Here is a 16,991-nt window from a genome sequence, read left to right as displayed (position 1 = left end):
AATACCCAAAAGCCTCCTAAAAAAACAGAAGAAAATTACTAACATTTTCTTCTTATGAAATAGAGTGTTCTAACCACACTAAACGGTAGAAGATGATGCTCGATGAAAGGAGATGGACGTTTGTGAAAGTGGTTTTAGCCATCATGATTGCTCTTTCAATGCTCCCTTTACCTGTTCATGCAAAAGGGACGGGCAAGCAGCCAGATGAATTGAAGCAAAGAATGGCCCTATATGAAAAAGTCTCCATCACAACACAGGTTCCATGGTATGTACTTGCTGCAGTTGATCAGTATGAACACAATATTCGAAAAAGCAGAAGAGATTTACCGAAACAAAAAGGCGTCATTGGCATCTACATTCCCCGGGAAATGTGGATTGGACCAGAAAACCCGAATAAACAGGATACCTCTCCTTTAAGCATTAAAGTGTTTGATGGAATTGGTCTTGATGGGAATGGGGATGGCAAAGCAAGCAGCGATGACGATGAGGATGTATTATTCACTTTTGCACAATACTTGCTTCACTACGGCAGCAATATTGATCAATTAAAAATTGGCTTATGGGACTATTATGGACGTGATCAAACCGTTGGAATCATTTCATCTTTTATGAAGCTATATAAGCACTACGGCCATCTTGATCTTGGAAAGCATGCTTTTCCTCTTCCGGTTGGAGCTGACTACAGCTACCGAAGTACATGGGGAGATGCGAGAGGGTTTGGAGGAAGGAGAATTCATGAGGGAACCGATTTATTTGCCCATTATGGACTTCCCGTTCGTGCGACATCGTATGGCGTGATTGAAATGAAAGGCTGGAACCGCTTTGGCGGCTGGCGGATAGGCATTCGAGATATTCATAATCATTATCATTACTTTGCTCACTTAAATGGCTTTGCGAAAGGACTCAAGACAGGTCAAATTGTTGAACCTGGCCAGGTGATTGGATCTGTCGGAAGCTCCGGTTACGGTCCTCCAGGCACTGCAGGAAAGTTTCCGCCGCATCTTCACTATGGCATGTACAAAGACAACGGCAGAACGGAATGGTCATTTGATCCATATCCTCATTTGAGGGCGTGGGAAAGAGCTGAACGGAAACGAAAGTAAATAACAGCCCAATCATTGTTGGGCTGTTATTCCTTTTTCTTCTTTTTTTCTGGAAGAACAATTGATGGAGCACCTGAGTTTGTTCCGCTGCCATTATAATAATCTGGCACGTCTCCTTGAACGGCTTGTATGGAGACAGGAACAGAGTTTTTCACTACGATTGTTTCAGAAGCAAATGGGATAATGACTCTTACCTTGACCTCGATCAGAACACTAATATCAATCAAGGCATTGTTGATGCCATAAGGCTTAATATTTTTTTCAACGTCCGTGTGCGGATCACCAATCACACTAAAGCGTACAGGCACTTTGGGTCCGAGGTTGGCAATGAGTGCATTTCCGGATGCTTGCCCAAGCGGAATGTTATATATAATGCCGTCATGTCCATCTGTTTGATCCTTTAATGCTTCTTTTGCCTCTTTTTGAAAGTTCCCCTTTTCAATGTCCTCTAAATTTTTTTGAAGATGACGCGAGAGGTCAGCCATTGCTTTCGATGTTGCTTGCGCATTAAAATCGATGGTCGTCACTTTTCCGTTCTCACTTGTATTCATGACCACCATATCCTTCATATTCTCCTGATCATCTGCAAAGTCTTGAACTGAATATTGTATGAGGTGATTGGCGATGCGCTCTGTTTCTAGTTCAGCAATATGAATAAGGGTTGGTTTAATGGATCGGTTGATAAAAAATAAACTAATTACGGTTGAGAGCACAAAGAATAAAATCGCAAGCAGCATAACGTAACGAAATGGCAAAGGGCCCTTCTTGTAGGGGCGATAACGGCGGTTCATTCTCAATAAAAAATCCCCCCTTCTCCATTACATGTGTATGCAGACAGGCGGGGGGATAGGAATCATCTCTCTATTTTATTTCACCATTTTTAATAATGCATCTCTTCCAATTGTTCCAGCTGAGATGCCCAGCGCTTCTGCGGCGTATGTCACAGATTCTAAAGGAGCATCGAGCAATTGCTCAATGGTTCTTACACCAACTGCTCTTCCTGCAATAATTCCTCTATCTGCAAGCTTTTCATTCAAGAGCCCGACATCCAGTGCACCGCACATGATATACCCGTGTTCATTTGTTACTGCCATGAAATTTGTCTTCGGCAGCTTGACGGTGACCGCTGTAAAGGAATGGCCATCAATTGTAATAGGTGTTAAATTCACCAAATCCCTTCACTCCTCTCATCACAATCTATGTGAAAAGAGGGCGCGTGTTGTTAGGCTGAAGCGGATTTCATGTTGCTTCCTTCAAGCGCCATGTCAGAACATCACGTAAAAATTCAGGCATAAAATATTCAATGTGTTCGTGATCACGGATATGAGGAAAAAGAGAGCCTAATGTATACATATCGACTGTCCCAACAGTATAGGAGGCGTCTTTTTTGATCAATTGACCATGTACAAAGACATCCTTCACCCGTGTGGCCTCACCTTCTTCTAATGTATAGCTGAGGCCGCTATATAGCATTTTCCCCATCAGCTCACCTCTAAAGCCGAAGCCCTTGATGCGCAGCTGTTCCATTTTTTCTTCACAGCCCCGCTGAACCGTTTCGATAAGCTGTTGACCGGTAAGCGTCACCCGAATGGGATTAATGGGATGCGGACATATCCGGTGGATTTCTTCTCTTGTGACGATCCCTGCCTCTAATGAATCAAGCACCATACCTGCATTCATCATGCCAATATCTGCTCCGCACCAATCTTTAATGGCATCTGTTAAGAGCTGCGGAAGCGGAGAATCGTCGAACCACTTCGTTTCTAGCTTCGACTCAATCGTTGTCACTTTTTCCTGCATGAGTGCTTTCGCTCTTCTTTCTGCCTGCTGCAAGGTGGTGATGGCTTCATCTGATTCACTAATGAGCTGATCCACTGACTGTACTGTCGCTTTTTTCTCTATCAGCTCTTTGCGCGCTGTATCGATCGTCAGCTCAACGCAGCCAATATAATGCCCGTACTTTTCAGCGCATGCAAGCAGCACACCATTGTCCATTTCACCTTTTTCTAACAGATGATGCGTGTGTGAACCTAGGATGATGTCGATTTCAGGGAAATCACGGGCGACCTCTCGATCATGGATGATACCGAGATGAGATAAAAGCACAATGACATCTGCCTGTCCCTTCACTTCCTGCAGCATGTCCCGTATGCTGTCAAACGGATCAGTAATGTTCCAGCCCAGCTTTTCATATACGGGTGTATACGCAATGGTCACACCTAAGAGACAGAGCTTCAGTCCGTTTTCCATTGTGATCATATGATAGGGCTTTGCCCACGAAGGCCTTTTGCCTTTCTCAAATAAATTAGACAGGACCACTGGAAATTGTGCATTCTCATACAAGTGATCCAGCTGATCATGGGGCAGCGTAATGCCTTCATTATTCCCGATTGTGACTCCATCATAGCCAAGCTGATTGAGGAGCTTGACGTTTACCTTTCCATAATCCGCTTCGGATACGAGATTCACTCGATCCATATGGTCGCCAATATCAAACAAGAGCATCTGATCGTGAACTTGACGCTTTTCTTCAATATAAGCTGCAATTTTTGGCCAGTTCTCAAAGTGGCTGTGCAAGTCGTTTGTATGATATAACCATAGCTTCTGCAGCATGTTGATCTCTCCCTCAAGTTGTCACTGACCGTCTCATTCAGGTTGAAAGCTTCAGTCAGCTCTCGGTTAACTAAATAAATCTAACTGCTTCGGAGACAGGTTTGAATAGGTGATATCCAGCAAATCAATCATCTGCTGGCCATTTGCTGCTGCATCTCCGCCGGAGTTATTATTAAACACGACATAGACATCTTTCGATTGCTGATGCAGGATGTCGAGATTCTTTTTCCACTCTTTTAATTCAGCTTCATTATATAAATATAAGTATCTCACTTCACGCCAATTCTCATGGTCTGCCGGGTGAAGCCAGCCCTGTTTATTCCTTCCATGAAACCGGACCAATGTTTTATCACGGTGTGTAGCTTGTACGACCGGCGGAATGGAGCCTTCTCCGACTTGCGGTTCATCACAGACGGAATGAATCCATCCTTCCTTTTCCATAAAGGACAAAGTCTGCTCATAAAATTCATCTGAAAACCATGTACGGTTTCGGAATTCGAGGGCACATGGAATATCGCCCATCTTCTCCTTACACCATCTTAAATAGTGGACGTGCTCTTTTTTGCAATCAAACCAAGGTGGAAATTGAAAGAGCACCATGGCTAGTTTCCCTTCACGAATAAGCGGAGTCAGCGAAAGAATAAATGCATCAAACATTTCTTCCTTTGAAGCAAACGGAATCTCGCCCCTTTGATGTCCAGTCATTCCTTGATATGCTTTCACAACAAATTGAAAGTCATCTGGCGTATCCTTTATCCACTTTTCATGATTACGCTCAGGCTGAACCGCATAAAAGCTGGCATCCAGTTCCACAATCGGAAACGTTGACGCGTAGTGAAACAGCTTTTGCGCGCTGCCGATTCTCGGCGGATAAAGACTGTCATGATCTCCCCAGCCAGTTAATCCGATATAAATCATGTTTCTCACCTCTTGCCACTCTCATGTATAGACGGCTTCCTCATTCGAAGCCTTTGTTTCTTGTGATACCCATATTTTCTGAAAGAAATTCTTCTGTCTACAACATATCATATTTGCTCGTAATTCTGAATGAAGATGACTGGCGGCACGTGATTTTGTCCTGGCGCTCTGTTTGTTTGTTATATTAATTGACAACTTTCTATCTAAAATGATTTTAGCTGATAACATAAAATGCATATCAGAGATGCTGACAGTGATTGTCCATTTTTTTATTCATCTTCACCAATAAAGGAGATTGAGTGGATATGAACATAGACAATAACCAGTTTGAAATTTTACAAAAAATGGCCAAAAAGATTCACAAGCCTATCTATTTGTTTAACCAGCATGGACGTATTCTCTATACCTCGCACCCCATGATTACAAGCTCAGAATGGATGCACATTCTCCCCTTTTTTCAAAGCAGGACAACTCATTCTTTTTCGATGATACATGCAAAACAAACCTTTTCCGTCTTTGCAATTGATCTAAACGAACAAACATGTGATTATCTGGTCATCCTTGCTTTCATTCAACCGCAGAATAAAACTTTGCATGGGATCATTGCAAAAGCGGTGAACGAAATATCGATTGCGCGCATGAGACAATATGCCGCTCTGCAAACGGCCAAGCGTGCTAGAAATGAGGGCTTTCGCAGATGGATAGAGAGGGCATCGTCTTCCCAGCAAGATCCCTTACATTTCGCTCAGGCATTTGGATTAAACGCCGAATGCCGCTATCTATGTATGATCTGTCAGCTTGACGAGCGCAGTGATACCACATGTTTTATGAAGCAGCAAATGGTTTTGGATCAAGTGGTTGATCTGCTCGAAAGTGCACTTCCAAGCTGCCCATTTCCTGCCTTTCTGTTTTTAAAAGGTGATATGGGTGTTGTATTGATGGAGGAGACTGGCAGTTGGCCGGAGGTTAGCGACAGGCTCAGCTCTTTTTTAAAACAGTTGCAGATGCTTGTTAAACTGCAAGTGAATCATACTATTTCTTTTGGGGTGAGCTTGACGGGCTGCCACATCTCCCATCTGTCTGAAGGCTACAATGAAGCATTAGAGGCTCTTCAAACCGGACATCTCTCATCGCGGACTGAATATATTCAATTTTATCAAGCAAAGGATGTGCCAGATTTACTAAAGCTCATTCCAAGAAAGGATATGATCACGTTTCACCAGCTGCACCTTCACCCGTTATCTGAATCATCACAAGTCGATCAAAGCCTTCTTCACACCTTATCTGTCTATTTAGAAACCCATTGCCACATTTCAGAAACAGCCAAACGATTGTCCATTCATCGCAACACGGTCATTTATCGCCTCGAGAAGTGTGAAGAATTGCTTCGAATCAGCTTAAAAGATTCTGACGCAACATTGCGGCTGCGCTTAGCCTTCCGTATTCAAATGTTTCTCTCATCCCATCCTGATTGAATTTTTTCTTCTGAAACCTCATATAGTTTGGAGGAGAAAAATGAGACTCAAGGAGGGATGACAAATGGATGATGAGCTCCGTCACATCCCGCAGCCCATTCGAAAGGATGGCGCAGGTGCCACCGACTTAGGCCCGCGCGATGTCCTTCGAGATATAGAGAACCCTGATATGCTCGTTCCGCCTAAAACCGATGCCGGAACCATCCCAAATTTAAAATTTTCATTTTCTGATACACACATGCATTTGAATCACGGCGGCTGGTCGAGGGAAATTACAAAGCGGGAGCTGCCTGTTTCAACCACGATTGCAGGTGTCAACATGCGGCTCACACGCGGAGGTGTTCGTGAGCTTCATTGGCATAAGCAGGCGGAATGGGCGTATATGATTTTAGGCAAAGCCCGCATAACATCTGTAGATGCAGAAGGGCGAAATATGATTGCTGATCTAGAAGAAGGCGATTTGTGGTATTTTCCACCTGGTATCCCGCACTCCATTCAAGGACTTGAGGATGGTTGTGAGTTCCTTCTTGTATTTGATGATGGCGATTTTTCTGAATTTGATACATTCACGATCACAGACTGGTTTGCCCATACACCGAAAGAGATTCTCTCCGCCAATTTTGGTGTTCCGAGGAAATTGTTTGACCATATTCCGAATAAGCAGCGCTATATGTTTCAAGGCTCGCCGCCGTCATCCTTAGAAAGTCAAATGGTATCTGATCCATACGGGAGCATTAAGCCGCCATTTACGCACCAGCTCCTTCGTCAAAACCCGATAACGACCTCTGGCGGAACCGTCCGAATTGTCGATTCACGGAATTTCCCGATTTCAAAAACGATTGCGGCTGCACTTGTTGAAGTAAAACCTGGTGGCATGAGAGAAATGCACTGGCACCCTAATAATGATGAGTGGCAATACTATTTAACAGGTACAGCTAAAATGACGGTCTTTGGAGCAGGGGGTACTGCCCGCACCTTTAATTACAGAGCAGGTGATGTTGGATATGTTCCTTTTGGCATGGGGCATTACATCCAAAATATCGGCCAAACGAGCCTTTGGTTTTTAGAGATTTTTAAAAGTGACCGGTTTGCAGATATTTCGTTGAATCAGTGGATGGCCTTAACCTCGCCTCAATTAGTGAAAGAGCATTTACACGTAGATGAAGCGATGATTCGTGCGCTTCATAAAGAAAAGTCACCTGTCGTGAAATATGAGAGATGATGCAATTTTGTTTATAAAAAAACCGATCATTTTTTAGATGATCGGTTTTTTATCATGGCTACCCTTATCGATACCACGCTTTTGCTAAATTGTTTTTAAAATTACTATCTTTGAAAGGTACGTTTGCACTACCAAAGTCTGTTGTATTCAATGCATGTCTTGCAGCCGGCGTTAAATCATCCCAGCCAATTAAAGGCTGCATTCCTTTACCGCTCACATTGCCGCTTACATTCAACTCATGATTTAATGGCCAGTTGCTATCATAACCTACCAAAGGATTTGTCCCTAAGATACTTGCTGCACTCGGAGCTACTTTCTTATATTGCCCATGACCTGAGTAAGCAATTGATTGAACACGCGGGTTGGCTACAGCTGGATTGTCAATCCAAACGACAATGGATTCCCAATCATGACGATGACCAAAACCCGGTGAAGGATTATCTTTTGGAAAATACCAAGCATACATAATCGCCCAGCTGCCGTTGTACCAATCTGAACGTGAATATACTTGACCGATATTACTGCTGCATCCACCATTATGTGAACCGCTCGTTTTTAACCCTCTGCTTGTGTTTCCAGCAGCATCTACAGCTGGGAATGGTACACATCCATGCCATACTTTCAAATAAGGCTGAAATTTTTTCGCAGCTTTTTGTGTAACAGTTGTTGGGTTGACTTCTCTAAAACCAACTACCTTGTCATGATCAATTTCTGCCGCATAAACTGCTGATGGCACGGCTGAACTAAACATGGTGACGATAAAAAATATAATGGCAAACATAAACTTCTTCATTTTCTATCCCCTTTTCTCTTGATTATCCCAGTTACCTCATGCTGTCGAGATTGATGTTACCATTGCGGAAAAAACCAATCAATCACTTTTTGCACAAAATGTATAATTTAGTATTTTATTAACAAGTTTTTATTGATCTTAAAGACCTAAATATATGAATTATCTCTCAGAAAAAGGTTTAAATATTAATAAACTCTACTATTTATTTAGATAAAATATAAAACATATACTATTTCTAATTGGAATTTTTCTAAATAAATTTCATTCAATAAAAAAAGACTGTAGATCAACTACAATCTTCCTTGCGCTGCATGAGCATGCTGCACTTTTTTCCCCCACACGATGGATGCAGCGAAGCTTACGCAAAGCACCAGTGTTCCAAACATAAAAGGAAACTCAATATTCACATCAAATAATATACCCGCAAGACTCGGTCCGACGATATTGGCAAGGCTCATAAAGGATGTATTGAGACCGCCTGCTACCCCTTGCTGATTGCCTGCCATCTTGGACAGCAATGTATTGAGGGCTGGTCGGACAAATGACGTAGCCGATAAAAATAAAATCGAACCCGTAAAAATCAACCAAAAGGACGGCGCAAAACGGCAGGCGATCAGCATGAAAGCCGCACCTAACAGCGCATAACGGACGACTCTCATCTCTCCAAATCGTTTCACACAGGCATTCACTAATGCCCCTTGAACAAGCACCCCAGCAAGACCCGCAACCGTAATCACAAAGGCAATATCTTTCGGTGAAAATCCGTGTTTTTGGTCTACATATAAGCCGAAAATCGATTCAAAATGAATGATTCCGAAATTGAGGACAAAGGCCAATATAAACAAAAAGCCGTAAGATGTCCTTAGAGCCTCGATCATTTGTACAAAAGGATTGAAATGAATATCCTTGTTGAGCCGCGCCTCTTCCTGTTTTTCCTTTGTTAATGTTTCAGGTAAGAAGAGGATGGATAACAAAGTAGAAAGAGCAGCAAAGGAACCGGCAATCAGAAATGGAAATGCGATCCCGTACTCAACCAAATAGCCGCCTACGCCCGGCCCAATGACAAAACCTAGTGTCATCGCTGCACTGAATAGACCCATTCCTTTCCCTCGGTCCTTTTCACTTGTGATATCAGCGATGTATGCAAACATGGCCGGCATAAGCAAAGCTCCGGCAGCACCGCCTAAAAATCGAGACACGAACAGCATCCAAAGCTGATCAGCAAAAGCAAAAATAAACTGAGCAATCGTAAAACCCGCAATCCCGGCAATGATCAATTTTCTTCGTCCAAATCGATCGGTCAGTGCCCCGGCAACCGGCGATAACGCAAATTGTGTAAAACCTGTTGCAGCGACAAGAAAACCGAGTGTTTTTCCTGTTGCACCAAATGCTTCGATGTAACTCGGCATAACAGGTACAATGAGGCCAAAGCCAAGCATGGCAATAAAAATATTGAGCATCAAAATGTATAATCTTCCCATCTTCTTCATACAAAAAACCTCTTTCTTCAAATAAATGAAAATGATGACAAAAATGATAAGAACTTCTCCAGTATAGCGATAACCTCATCTATAAGTCTAGTTTTTCAAAAATTAGTGTTCTTTTCCAAATAAAAAATACCCGCCAATGGCGAGTATGTTGGAGCTCGTTATTCAGCCTGTTCATAGATAGAAAGAGCCGCCTGAAGCCCTGCTCCGCAATGGATAGCCGCACCGTGTTTGATGAGAATCGCTTCCAGCCCTGCTAACACAAACAGCACATTTTCCTTTCGGCAGCTGTAGCCCATTGTCCCAATTCTCCATATTCGGCCGGCAAGCGGTCCAAAGGAGCTTGCAATCTCAATCCCAAAATGATGGAGCAGATCGGCACGGACCGCTTCTCCGTCAATACCACTTGGAATGACAATACAGGTTACAACCGGCATTTTACAATCTGGATCACCAAATAATTCAAGCCCCATTGCTTCAAGACCTTTCATCAAGGCTTTCTCATGATACGTGTGCCTTTGAAAACGTTCAGACAGCCCTTCTTCCAGCACAAGACGAACCCCTTCTCGCAGTGCATAGAGCATCGTTGTCGCTTCTGTATGATGATTTAATCGTCTTGGGCTCCAATAATCCTGAAGCTGGCTTAAATCAAAATAATTGCTTTTGATTGGAGAAATGTCCGTTTGTTTTTGTAATTCATCCTGTGTCGCAATACCTTTTTCTACTTTCTTTCTCGATTCAATGACAGCTGCGACTCGGTCATTATACGTAATAGGTGACATGCCTGATGGAACAGATAAACATTTCTGCGTGCCGCCAATCGCCGCATCTATTTTCCATTCGTCCACTTTTACCTCGACACCGCCAATGGTCGCCACAGCGTCTACAATAAACAGCGCATCAAGAGCCCGGCATGCTTCACCGATTTGCTTGAGCGGCTGTAATCGTCCGGTGGATGTTTCACCATGAACCATGGCAACGATTTTAGGCTTGACCCGCTTTATTTCTTTGATGATGTCGTCAGGATCAAAAACCGTCCCCCATTCACATTCCATTGTATGTACCTCAGCTCCGTAGCGCTGCCCTATTTCAATGAGCAGGTGACCGAAGCGGCCAAAGACAGGCACAAGCATTGAATCTCCCGGCTCAATCACACTGGCGAGCACAGCTTCAAGCCCTGAACGGGACGTACCGTCAATTGGATAAGCCCATCTGTTTTCTGTTTGAAAAAGTGACCGCAATAAAGTCATTGTTTCATTCATAATGTGTGTAAATGCTGGATCAAATTGACCGAGAATTGGCGTGCTCATCACACGGAGCACTCTAGGATCTACTTCAACGGGTCCCGGTGTCATAATCGTTCTTGAAGGTGTTTGCAGTTCTTTCACGTGATCCATCCTCTCCCTTGCTGTCCATCCTTATAAGCCCACTTATACAGGAATACGCCTAAAATAGCAATCTCTTTTCCTATGAACTTATTACATAAAATTTACGATAAATCCATTTATTTCTTCATGGCAATATGATAGAAATAAAGAGAATACATTCCCTATCAAGGAGGAAATCGAATGAAAAGAACTTTATTTGGAACTGTGGCCGCCGGAATCATGATATTCGGCACATTCGCCGCCCCGCTGCCTCCAGCTGCAAATGCTCAAGGTTTCAATCTGAGTGAATCTAGTCAAACGATCACCTTTTCCCCGTTACAGCTTCAAAACGAAACATCTGCACAACAAACGCAAACTGCCGCCACAAGTCAAATCGATTCCTATTACCAATCTGCTTCTGGCAAATCAGGACCCGCTCTTAAGAAGGCTTTACACGATATCATCGATGATCATACGCAGCTATCCTACAGCCAGGTGTGGGATGCCTTAAAGAAAACAGATGAAGACCCCAATAACCCAAACAATGTGCTGCTGCTTTATAGTGGTGTCTCCCGTTCAAAGCAGTCGAATGGCGGAAATGTGGGCCAGTGGAACCGGGAGCATGTCTGGGCCAAGTCTCACGGAAATTTCGGGACAAGCCAAGGGCCTGGGACAGATCTCCACCACCTTCGTGCGGCAGATGTGCAAACGAACAGCACACGCGGAAATTTAGATTTTGACATGGGTGGTAATGAATACAAAGGAGCGCCGGGCAATTTCTACGACAGCGACTCATTCGAACCTCACAGCAGGGTCAAAGGAGATGTTGCAAGAATGCTCTTTTATATGGCGGTTCGCTACGAAGGAGATGACCGCTTTCCAGATTTAGAATTGAACGACAAAGTAAATAATGGAAGCTCTCCTCTTCACGGCAAAATGTCTGTACTTCTCAAATGGCACAAGCAGGACCCAGTCGATCAAATCGAACGGAACCGCAATGAGATCATATATCAAACGTATCAGCACAATCGCAACCCTTTTATTGATCACCCTGAATGGGCAAGTGAGATTTGGGAATAAAAAAAGGGCACTGCTACGAGCAAGCAGTGCCTTTCTTTTTTTCAAGCGGACAAACAAGACAATAATCGAGACTCTCCGATTTTTTCTCTAGCTTATAATACATACAGCAGGTCTTCCGGTTGGATGTTTCAAGTAAACTGTCGTCTAGGTTTAGGCTGTGCTGAAATGGATTTTGCTGAGCTCCAAAAACATCTCCAGCCGCCTGCTTCAGATACAGATAATCCTCCCGCACGCGCTGCTTCACCGCAGGCTCTTCCGCTTCCCGCATCATGCTTCGATAAAGAGAGTTGATTCGAACCGCTACATTTTCCCATAAAATACGATAAGAGAGTTTTGATGTGCGGTTCAGCACGTCTAAAAGAGGCGTGACACACTCCGTAAACAGCGCACGCAAGACCTTCTCTCTCCACTCATGCCTGTCTCCTTCTAGTGGAACAAACGAACACGCCGCCTCATCCATTTCAATTTTTCGATCCTCTCTAAATGCACATGCTGCTGGTGGAAACTGATAGACACCGTCATACAGCGTCATCAAGTATAAAGAGGAACTGACGGCTAAGTAGGCGTACCGCTTTGAAAACATAGAAGCTGCTACCGCAAGATTCGGTGCATACATCGCTTCCTTTTCAGCTTCTAATAAACGTATGACGGCTGCTTCTGAAAAAAGCGCAGCAAGTGTGCGATCAGATGTCATTGGTTCATTTATGATGTGTACCCCGAAATCAAGTAATTCTCTCTCAACCCACTCTGGCCTCATATCAAAACCCCCATCTTCTGTTTATCGATTACGCTGTTGATATAACAAATAAATAAAGAACGGTGCACCAATAGCTGCCGTAAATACACCTGCTGGAACATCTAACGGTAGAAATGCGGTTCTAGCCACAAGATCAGCCAGCATCACGAGAATACTTCCAACTAGCGCAGATGCTGGGACAAGCGCTATGAATGAACGTCCAATGATCATCCGTGCAACGTGCGGCGCCATGAGTCCAACAAATTCTATGCCGCCTGCAAATGCGACTGCAACACCAGCCAATGTCACACTCATCAGGAGAAAGAATAATCGTTTCACCTGCACTTTTACCCCGAGACCTGTTGCAAGATCATCGCCAAGTTCTTTTACATTCATCGTTCTTGCTAACACCATGACAATCGGTAAAATGATCATCACCCAAGGAAGCATCGCAGTGACGTCTTTCATCGTAGAACCATATAAGCTCCCCGTCAGCCAGATGTAAGACTTGGTCGTTGTCATCGTATCACTAAGAACAAGCGTAAACGTCACACATGCCTTCATAATGGCAGAAATCCCAATTCCCATTAGAACAAGTGTGATCGGCTTGACCCCTTTTTTCCATGAAAGCAAATAGATCAGACTCGATACCGCAAAAGCACCTGCAATCGCCCATAAGGATTGATAAGCAATAGGCACAGTGCCCATCCAAAAGACGATGAACATAATCGCACCAAACGAAGCACCACTTGTAATTCCAATGATATCAGGAGATGCCAGCGGGTTGCGGATCAACCCTTGCAAAATAAGCCCTGATACCGCAAGTGCGGATCCAACTAAGACAGCCAGCAGCGTTCGTGGAATCCTCAGTGTATTTAACACAAAGGAATTCCCCTCTCCCTGACCGATTAAATGAAGCAGCACATCGACCGGCTGAATGAACCGGCTTCCCATACTGAGACTGAGAATAAATAAGCCAAAGGCAATGGCCGTCAATAAAAGTAAAATCAAAAACGTCCGCTTTGAAAATTGAAATGAAATGCGCCCGCCTTTAGAACGCACTGTATATGTTTTAGCCACCTGTCTTCAACCCCTTGCGCACGAGATAAACAAATAGAGGCGCTCCTGCTATCGCCGTCATGACACCAATCGGCACTTCCTGCGGCATGATCAGAAAACGAGCCGCCAGATCCGCGGCAAGTAAAAGCGACGCCCCCACAACGGCACAATACGGCAGTACCCAGCGGTGGTCAGGCCCAACGAGCTTTTTCACAATATGCGGCACAAGAAAACCAACAAAACCAATTGAACCAGCAACAGCGACGGAACCACCTGCTAAAAAGACAACGAGTACACCCATCGTGATTTTCAGCAGCAGTGTACGCTGGCCAAGTCCTTTGGCAATATCATCTCCCGACAAAAGAACATTAATAGAACGTCCAAGAAGCAGCGCCACTACAGTCGCACCTAAAATATAAGGCAAAACAGGGATTAACATATCAATGCTTCTTCCAGACACTGACCCAGCCATCCAGAACAAAATGCTTTGAATCGACTGTTCATTCACGATTAAAAGACCTTGTGTAAAAGACGCAAACAGTGCAGATATCGCCGCACCTGCAAGGACTATTTTGACCGGTGTCAATCCATCTCTTCCAATAGAACCTAATAGAAAAACGAGCATCCCTGCAATCGCTGCGCCTAGAAAGGCTGTCCACATATAGCTTGTTAACGACTCTGTTGAAAAGAAAACAATCGAAATCACGATAAAAAATAGTCCACCTGCATTAATTCCTAATAAATCAGGCGCCGCAAGCGGATTTCTCGTCAATGCCTGCATGAGTGCACCTGAAATCGCCAGGCTTGAGCCAACGACTGTTGCAATTAAAGCTCTTGATAATCTGGATGTCATGACAATGACACTGTTTGGATCCGATTCATCAAATTGAAGAAAAGCATGGATGGTGGCTTTGAGGGAAATTGAGGTTTGCCCAAGGGAAATACTGAGCATAAAAAAGACCAACATCAACACAATGAATCCAGCAAAAAGCAGTGCCTTGCTTGAATCCTTTTTTATTAAACTTCTCATCTGATTCCCGCTTTCAATCTGTTATGGAAAAAAGGAGAAAATGGTATATTCACATTTTCTCCTCTGTTACGACTTATTTATCAATTCCTAAACGATCGTAAATATCATCAAGCATCATGTTTGCAGCGATAATACCGCCGCCCATGTTCCAAGTGATTTCATCAACTTTATGCACTTGTTTTGCTTTCACTGCGTCAAGCTGCTTCCATAAAGGATGACTTGTCCACTCTTTGTATGCTTTTTCAACCGCTTTATCCTTTTCATCCATAAAGTAATAGATCACATCTGCATCCATTTGCGGAATGCTCTCTTTGTCTGTCAGTGTAATGATGTCTTGCTTTTTATCTTTGACATTCTTAGGTCCTTCAAAGCCTAGCTCTGTTAAAATGGATCCTGCGAAACCAGTTTGATAGATTCTAGCATGATCTGCACGGAAGTTCACCACAGATACACTCATTGGCCAGTTTTTGATGTCTTTTTTCGCTTTTTCTTTGAAATCAGCGACGCGGTCATCCCACTTCGTCAGCAATTCTTTTGATTTGTCTTGCTTGTTTAATGCTTCACCCATTAATTTCACTGTGTCTTTAAAGGTGAACACTGTTTCTGTTGCAACAGTTGGAGCGATTTCTTTCAGCTGATCAAAAATTTGCTCGTGGCGGATTTTCGATGCAATGATCAAATCAGGCTTGAGCTTTTCAATTTCCTCTAAGTTTGGCTGTGTTTCCTGCCCAACAATTTTAACATCCTTTAAGTCATTTCTTAAATATTTATACGTAGGTGCTTCAAGCCATGATTCAACAACACCCACTGGTTTAATGCCCATAGCGACTGCTGCATCCGTTGCTCCTTGGTACAGTGTCACCACACGTTTAGGCGATCCTTTAATTTCAGTTGAACCGATAGCGCTTTCAACGGTTCTTGTTTTCTCTTTACTATCTGACTTGCCGTTACTGCTATTGCTGCCGCAAGCTGCAAGTAAAACGATGGAGAGCACAACTAATAGCGACCAAAAAGATTTCTTGAACATGTACCTCACCTATCCATTCTATATGTAGTCATATCGTTTGATAACGATTCTCATTATCACACTATGATTTTATCATAGAAAAGGATGGTGTCAATGTAAATTTTTAAGAAAATGGGAGAGTATTGACTAGTTATTCATACTAAATAGAAGGATTCCACATCTGGATGGTCCTGCCAATCTGTTTTCCTGCTTCTAGTAAAACTGACAAATGGGTATGTCCTTCAAGCACTTGATAGACTGATTGTTTTTTGATTGGTTCTTTCGGCAACTCATGAAAAGGGAGAAATGTCTCGACGTCATACAGTTCATCCTTGCTGCCTACAAACATGCCATACGGCCGATCCATCTTCGCAAATTGGTTTTTAGGTGCAGATGGGGTTAAGGCAAGAGATAGATTGACAGTGATGGTCGTCAATAGAAGTAGATCCTGCTCGACCACCCATGCAGGATAGTGAAAACGTACGGCTTCAGAATGACTCATCAGCCCCCCTTTTGTCATCGCAGACAGAACGAACTTCCATACTTGAACAGTGGCAAAAGGGATTTGATCAGCCCTTGCAGTGCCTGACTTATAGCCAAATTCAGGTGCAATAAAAAAGTAACCGTCTACTTCTCTTTTTTTGGCCAAGACAAGTAGTTAAGCAGCAGGCCCGCTCCCGAAGAATGACCACAAAGGTAGATGGCACCTTTCTGATCCTGTTTAATGGCATCCACAACCTGCGAGACATCCTGCCATACATCCGTGACACGAGGTGTATCACCCTTTTTTCCTTGAGAATGGCCATGGCCTCTTAGATCAAGTAAAAATACATTTACGTGAAAATCATGTTGCAGTGTGTAAGCGATATGCTCATAACCAGCCAAACTATGAGCACCACCGCCATGAATCAAGATCACATTGGCCTGGGTCTTCTTTTCTGATAAAAATGGATAATACGCAAGGCTTGTACCATCATGTGATGAAATGAATTGTCTTTCTGGAATATGTACAGGGGCTGCCTGCTGCATACTTGTAAACGAGAATGGTTCGTTCTTGATATCTGTCAATTTTTTTGCTCCTTCAAACAGAAACGAGAATGGC

17 protein-coding genes are annotated in these 16,991 nt (G+C 43.5%); 4 read left to right on the top strand and 13 right to left on the bottom strand.

Features of this window, described 5'->3' with window-relative positions:
• The first annotated feature begins 158 nt into the window (after positions 1-158).
• Complete coding sequence (locus ASE42_RS04565) at positions 159-1,103, top strand: M23 family metallopeptidase (RefSeq protein ID WP_224426661.1); 945 nt, start codon at positions 159-161, stop codon at positions 1,101-1,103.
• Between the two features lie 26 nt (positions 1,104-1,129).
• Here the strand turns inward: ASE42_RS04565 and yunB are convergent, their stop codons facing one another.
• The 4 genes from yunB to ASE42_RS04545 all read right to left on the bottom strand — a co-directional run bounded on the left by yunB (position 1,130) and on the right by ASE42_RS04545 (position 4,634).
• A complete protein-coding gene (yunB, locus tag ASE42_RS04560) occupies positions 1,130-1,900 on the bottom strand; it encodes a sporulation protein YunB (protein WP_024423371.1) in 771 nt (256 codons plus the stop codon).
• A gap of 69 nt (positions 1,901-1,969) precedes the next feature.
• Positions 1,970-2,275, bottom strand: a complete 306-nt coding sequence (locus tag ASE42_RS04555; RefSeq protein ID WP_024425980.1) for a YunC family protein — start codon at positions 2,273-2,275, stop codon at positions 1,970-1,972.
• A 67-nt stretch (positions 2,276-2,342) separates the two neighbouring features.
• Positions 2,343-3,716, bottom strand: coding sequence for a bifunctional metallophosphatase/5'-nucleotidase (locus ASE42_RS04550; RefSeq protein ID WP_056765870.1), 1,374 nt, complete (start codon positions 3,714-3,716; stop codon positions 2,343-2,345).
• Between the two features lie 66 nt (positions 3,717-3,782).
• Entirely contained in the window at positions 3,783-4,634 is an 852-nt protein-coding gene (locus ASE42_RS04545; protein WP_056765868.1) for a DUF72 domain-containing protein, read from the bottom strand.
• A 305-nt stretch (positions 4,635-4,939) separates the two neighbouring features.
• Here ASE42_RS04545 and ASE42_RS04540 point away from each other — a divergent pair, with 305 nt between their 5' ends.
• Together ASE42_RS04540 and ASE42_RS04535 are read left to right on the top strand one after the other, a co-directional pair.
• Positions 4,940-6,109, top strand: coding sequence for a PucR family transcriptional regulator (locus ASE42_RS04540; protein WP_056765867.1), 1,170 nt, complete (start codon positions 4,940-4,942; stop codon positions 6,107-6,109).
• 64 nt (positions 6,110-6,173) lie between these two features.
• On the top strand, positions 6,174-7,331 hold the full coding sequence (locus ASE42_RS04535) for an oxalate decarboxylase family bicupin (RefSeq protein ID WP_056765865.1): 1,158 nt from the start codon (positions 6,174-6,176) through the stop codon (positions 7,329-7,331).
• 64 nt (positions 7,332-7,395) lie between these two features.
• Here the strand turns inward: ASE42_RS04535 and ASE42_RS04530 are convergent, their stop codons facing one another.
• The 3 genes from ASE42_RS04530 to ASE42_RS04520 form a co-directional block, all read right to left on the bottom strand.
• A complete protein-coding gene (locus tag ASE42_RS04530) occupies positions 7,396-8,124 on the bottom strand; it encodes an NPP1 family protein (protein WP_056765864.1) in 729 nt (242 codons plus the stop codon).
• Between the two features lie 290 nt (positions 8,125-8,414).
• The gene (locus ASE42_RS04525) at positions 8,415-9,614 is read right to left on the bottom strand and encodes an MFS transporter (protein WP_056765862.1); all 1,200 of its coding nucleotides are present in this window, start codon (positions 9,612-9,614) and stop codon (positions 8,415-8,417) included.
• Positions 9,615-9,772: 158 nt separating this feature from the next.
• On the bottom strand, positions 9,773-11,008 hold the full coding sequence (locus ASE42_RS04520; RefSeq protein WP_056765860.1) for a pyridoxal-phosphate-dependent aminotransferase family protein: 1,236 nt from the start codon (positions 11,006-11,008) through the stop codon (positions 9,773-9,775).
• A 171-nt stretch (positions 11,009-11,179) separates the two neighbouring features.
• Here ASE42_RS04520 and ASE42_RS04515 point away from each other — a divergent pair, with 171 nt between their 5' ends.
• Positions 11,180-12,058, top strand: a complete 879-nt coding sequence (locus tag ASE42_RS04515) for an endonuclease I family protein (protein WP_025094152.1) — start codon at positions 11,180-11,182, stop codon at positions 12,056-12,058.
• 13 nt (positions 12,059-12,071) lie between these two features.
• Here the strand turns inward: ASE42_RS04515 and ASE42_RS04510 are convergent, their stop codons facing one another.
• The 6 genes from ASE42_RS04510 to ASE42_RS19180 all read right to left on the bottom strand — a co-directional run bounded on the left by ASE42_RS04510 (position 12,072) and on the right by ASE42_RS19180 (position 16,957).
• Positions 12,072-12,815, bottom strand: coding sequence for an IucA/IucC family C-terminal-domain containing protein (locus ASE42_RS04510; protein WP_056765859.1), 744 nt, complete (start codon positions 12,813-12,815; stop codon positions 12,072-12,074).
• Positions 12,816-12,836: 21 nt separating this feature from the next.
• The gene (locus ASE42_RS04505) at positions 12,837-13,874 is read right to left on the bottom strand and encodes a FecCD family ABC transporter permease (protein WP_056765857.1); all 1,038 of its coding nucleotides are present in this window, start codon (positions 13,872-13,874) and stop codon (positions 12,837-12,839) included.
• Positions 13,867-14,883 (bottom strand): FecCD family ABC transporter permease, encoded by a 1,017-nt coding sequence (locus ASE42_RS04500; RefSeq protein ID WP_056765856.1) that lies wholly within the window; start codon positions 14,881-14,883, stop codon positions 13,867-13,869. Before ASE42_RS04500 ends, ASE42_RS04505 begins: the two co-directional genes overlap by 8 nt.
• Positions 14,884-14,956: 73 nt before the next feature.
• Positions 14,957-15,910: an ABC transporter substrate-binding protein gene (locus ASE42_RS04495; protein ID WP_024425990.1), complete on the bottom strand. Its 954-nt coding sequence runs from the start codon at positions 15,908-15,910 to the stop codon at positions 14,957-14,959.
• Between the two features lie 139 nt (positions 15,911-16,049).
• Complete coding sequence (locus ASE42_RS19185) at positions 16,050-16,538, bottom strand: hypothetical protein (protein WP_224426604.1); 489 nt, start codon at positions 16,536-16,538, stop codon at positions 16,050-16,052.
• Entirely contained in the window at positions 16,517-16,957 is a 441-nt protein-coding gene (locus ASE42_RS19180; RefSeq protein WP_224426605.1) for an alpha/beta hydrolase, read from the bottom strand. The genes ASE42_RS19185 and ASE42_RS19180 overlap by 22 nt, the downstream gene beginning before the upstream one ends.
• Between the last annotated feature and the right edge of the window lie 34 nt (positions 16,958-16,991).

Source organism: Bacillus sp. Root920 (assembly GCF_001429445.1).
Classification (GTDB): Bacteria; Bacillota; Bacilli; order Bacillales; family Bacillaceae; genus Bacillus; species Bacillus safensis.
The sequence above is the reverse complement of the archived record's forward strand: the minus strand, read 5'-3'. Positions and strand labels throughout refer to the sequence as shown.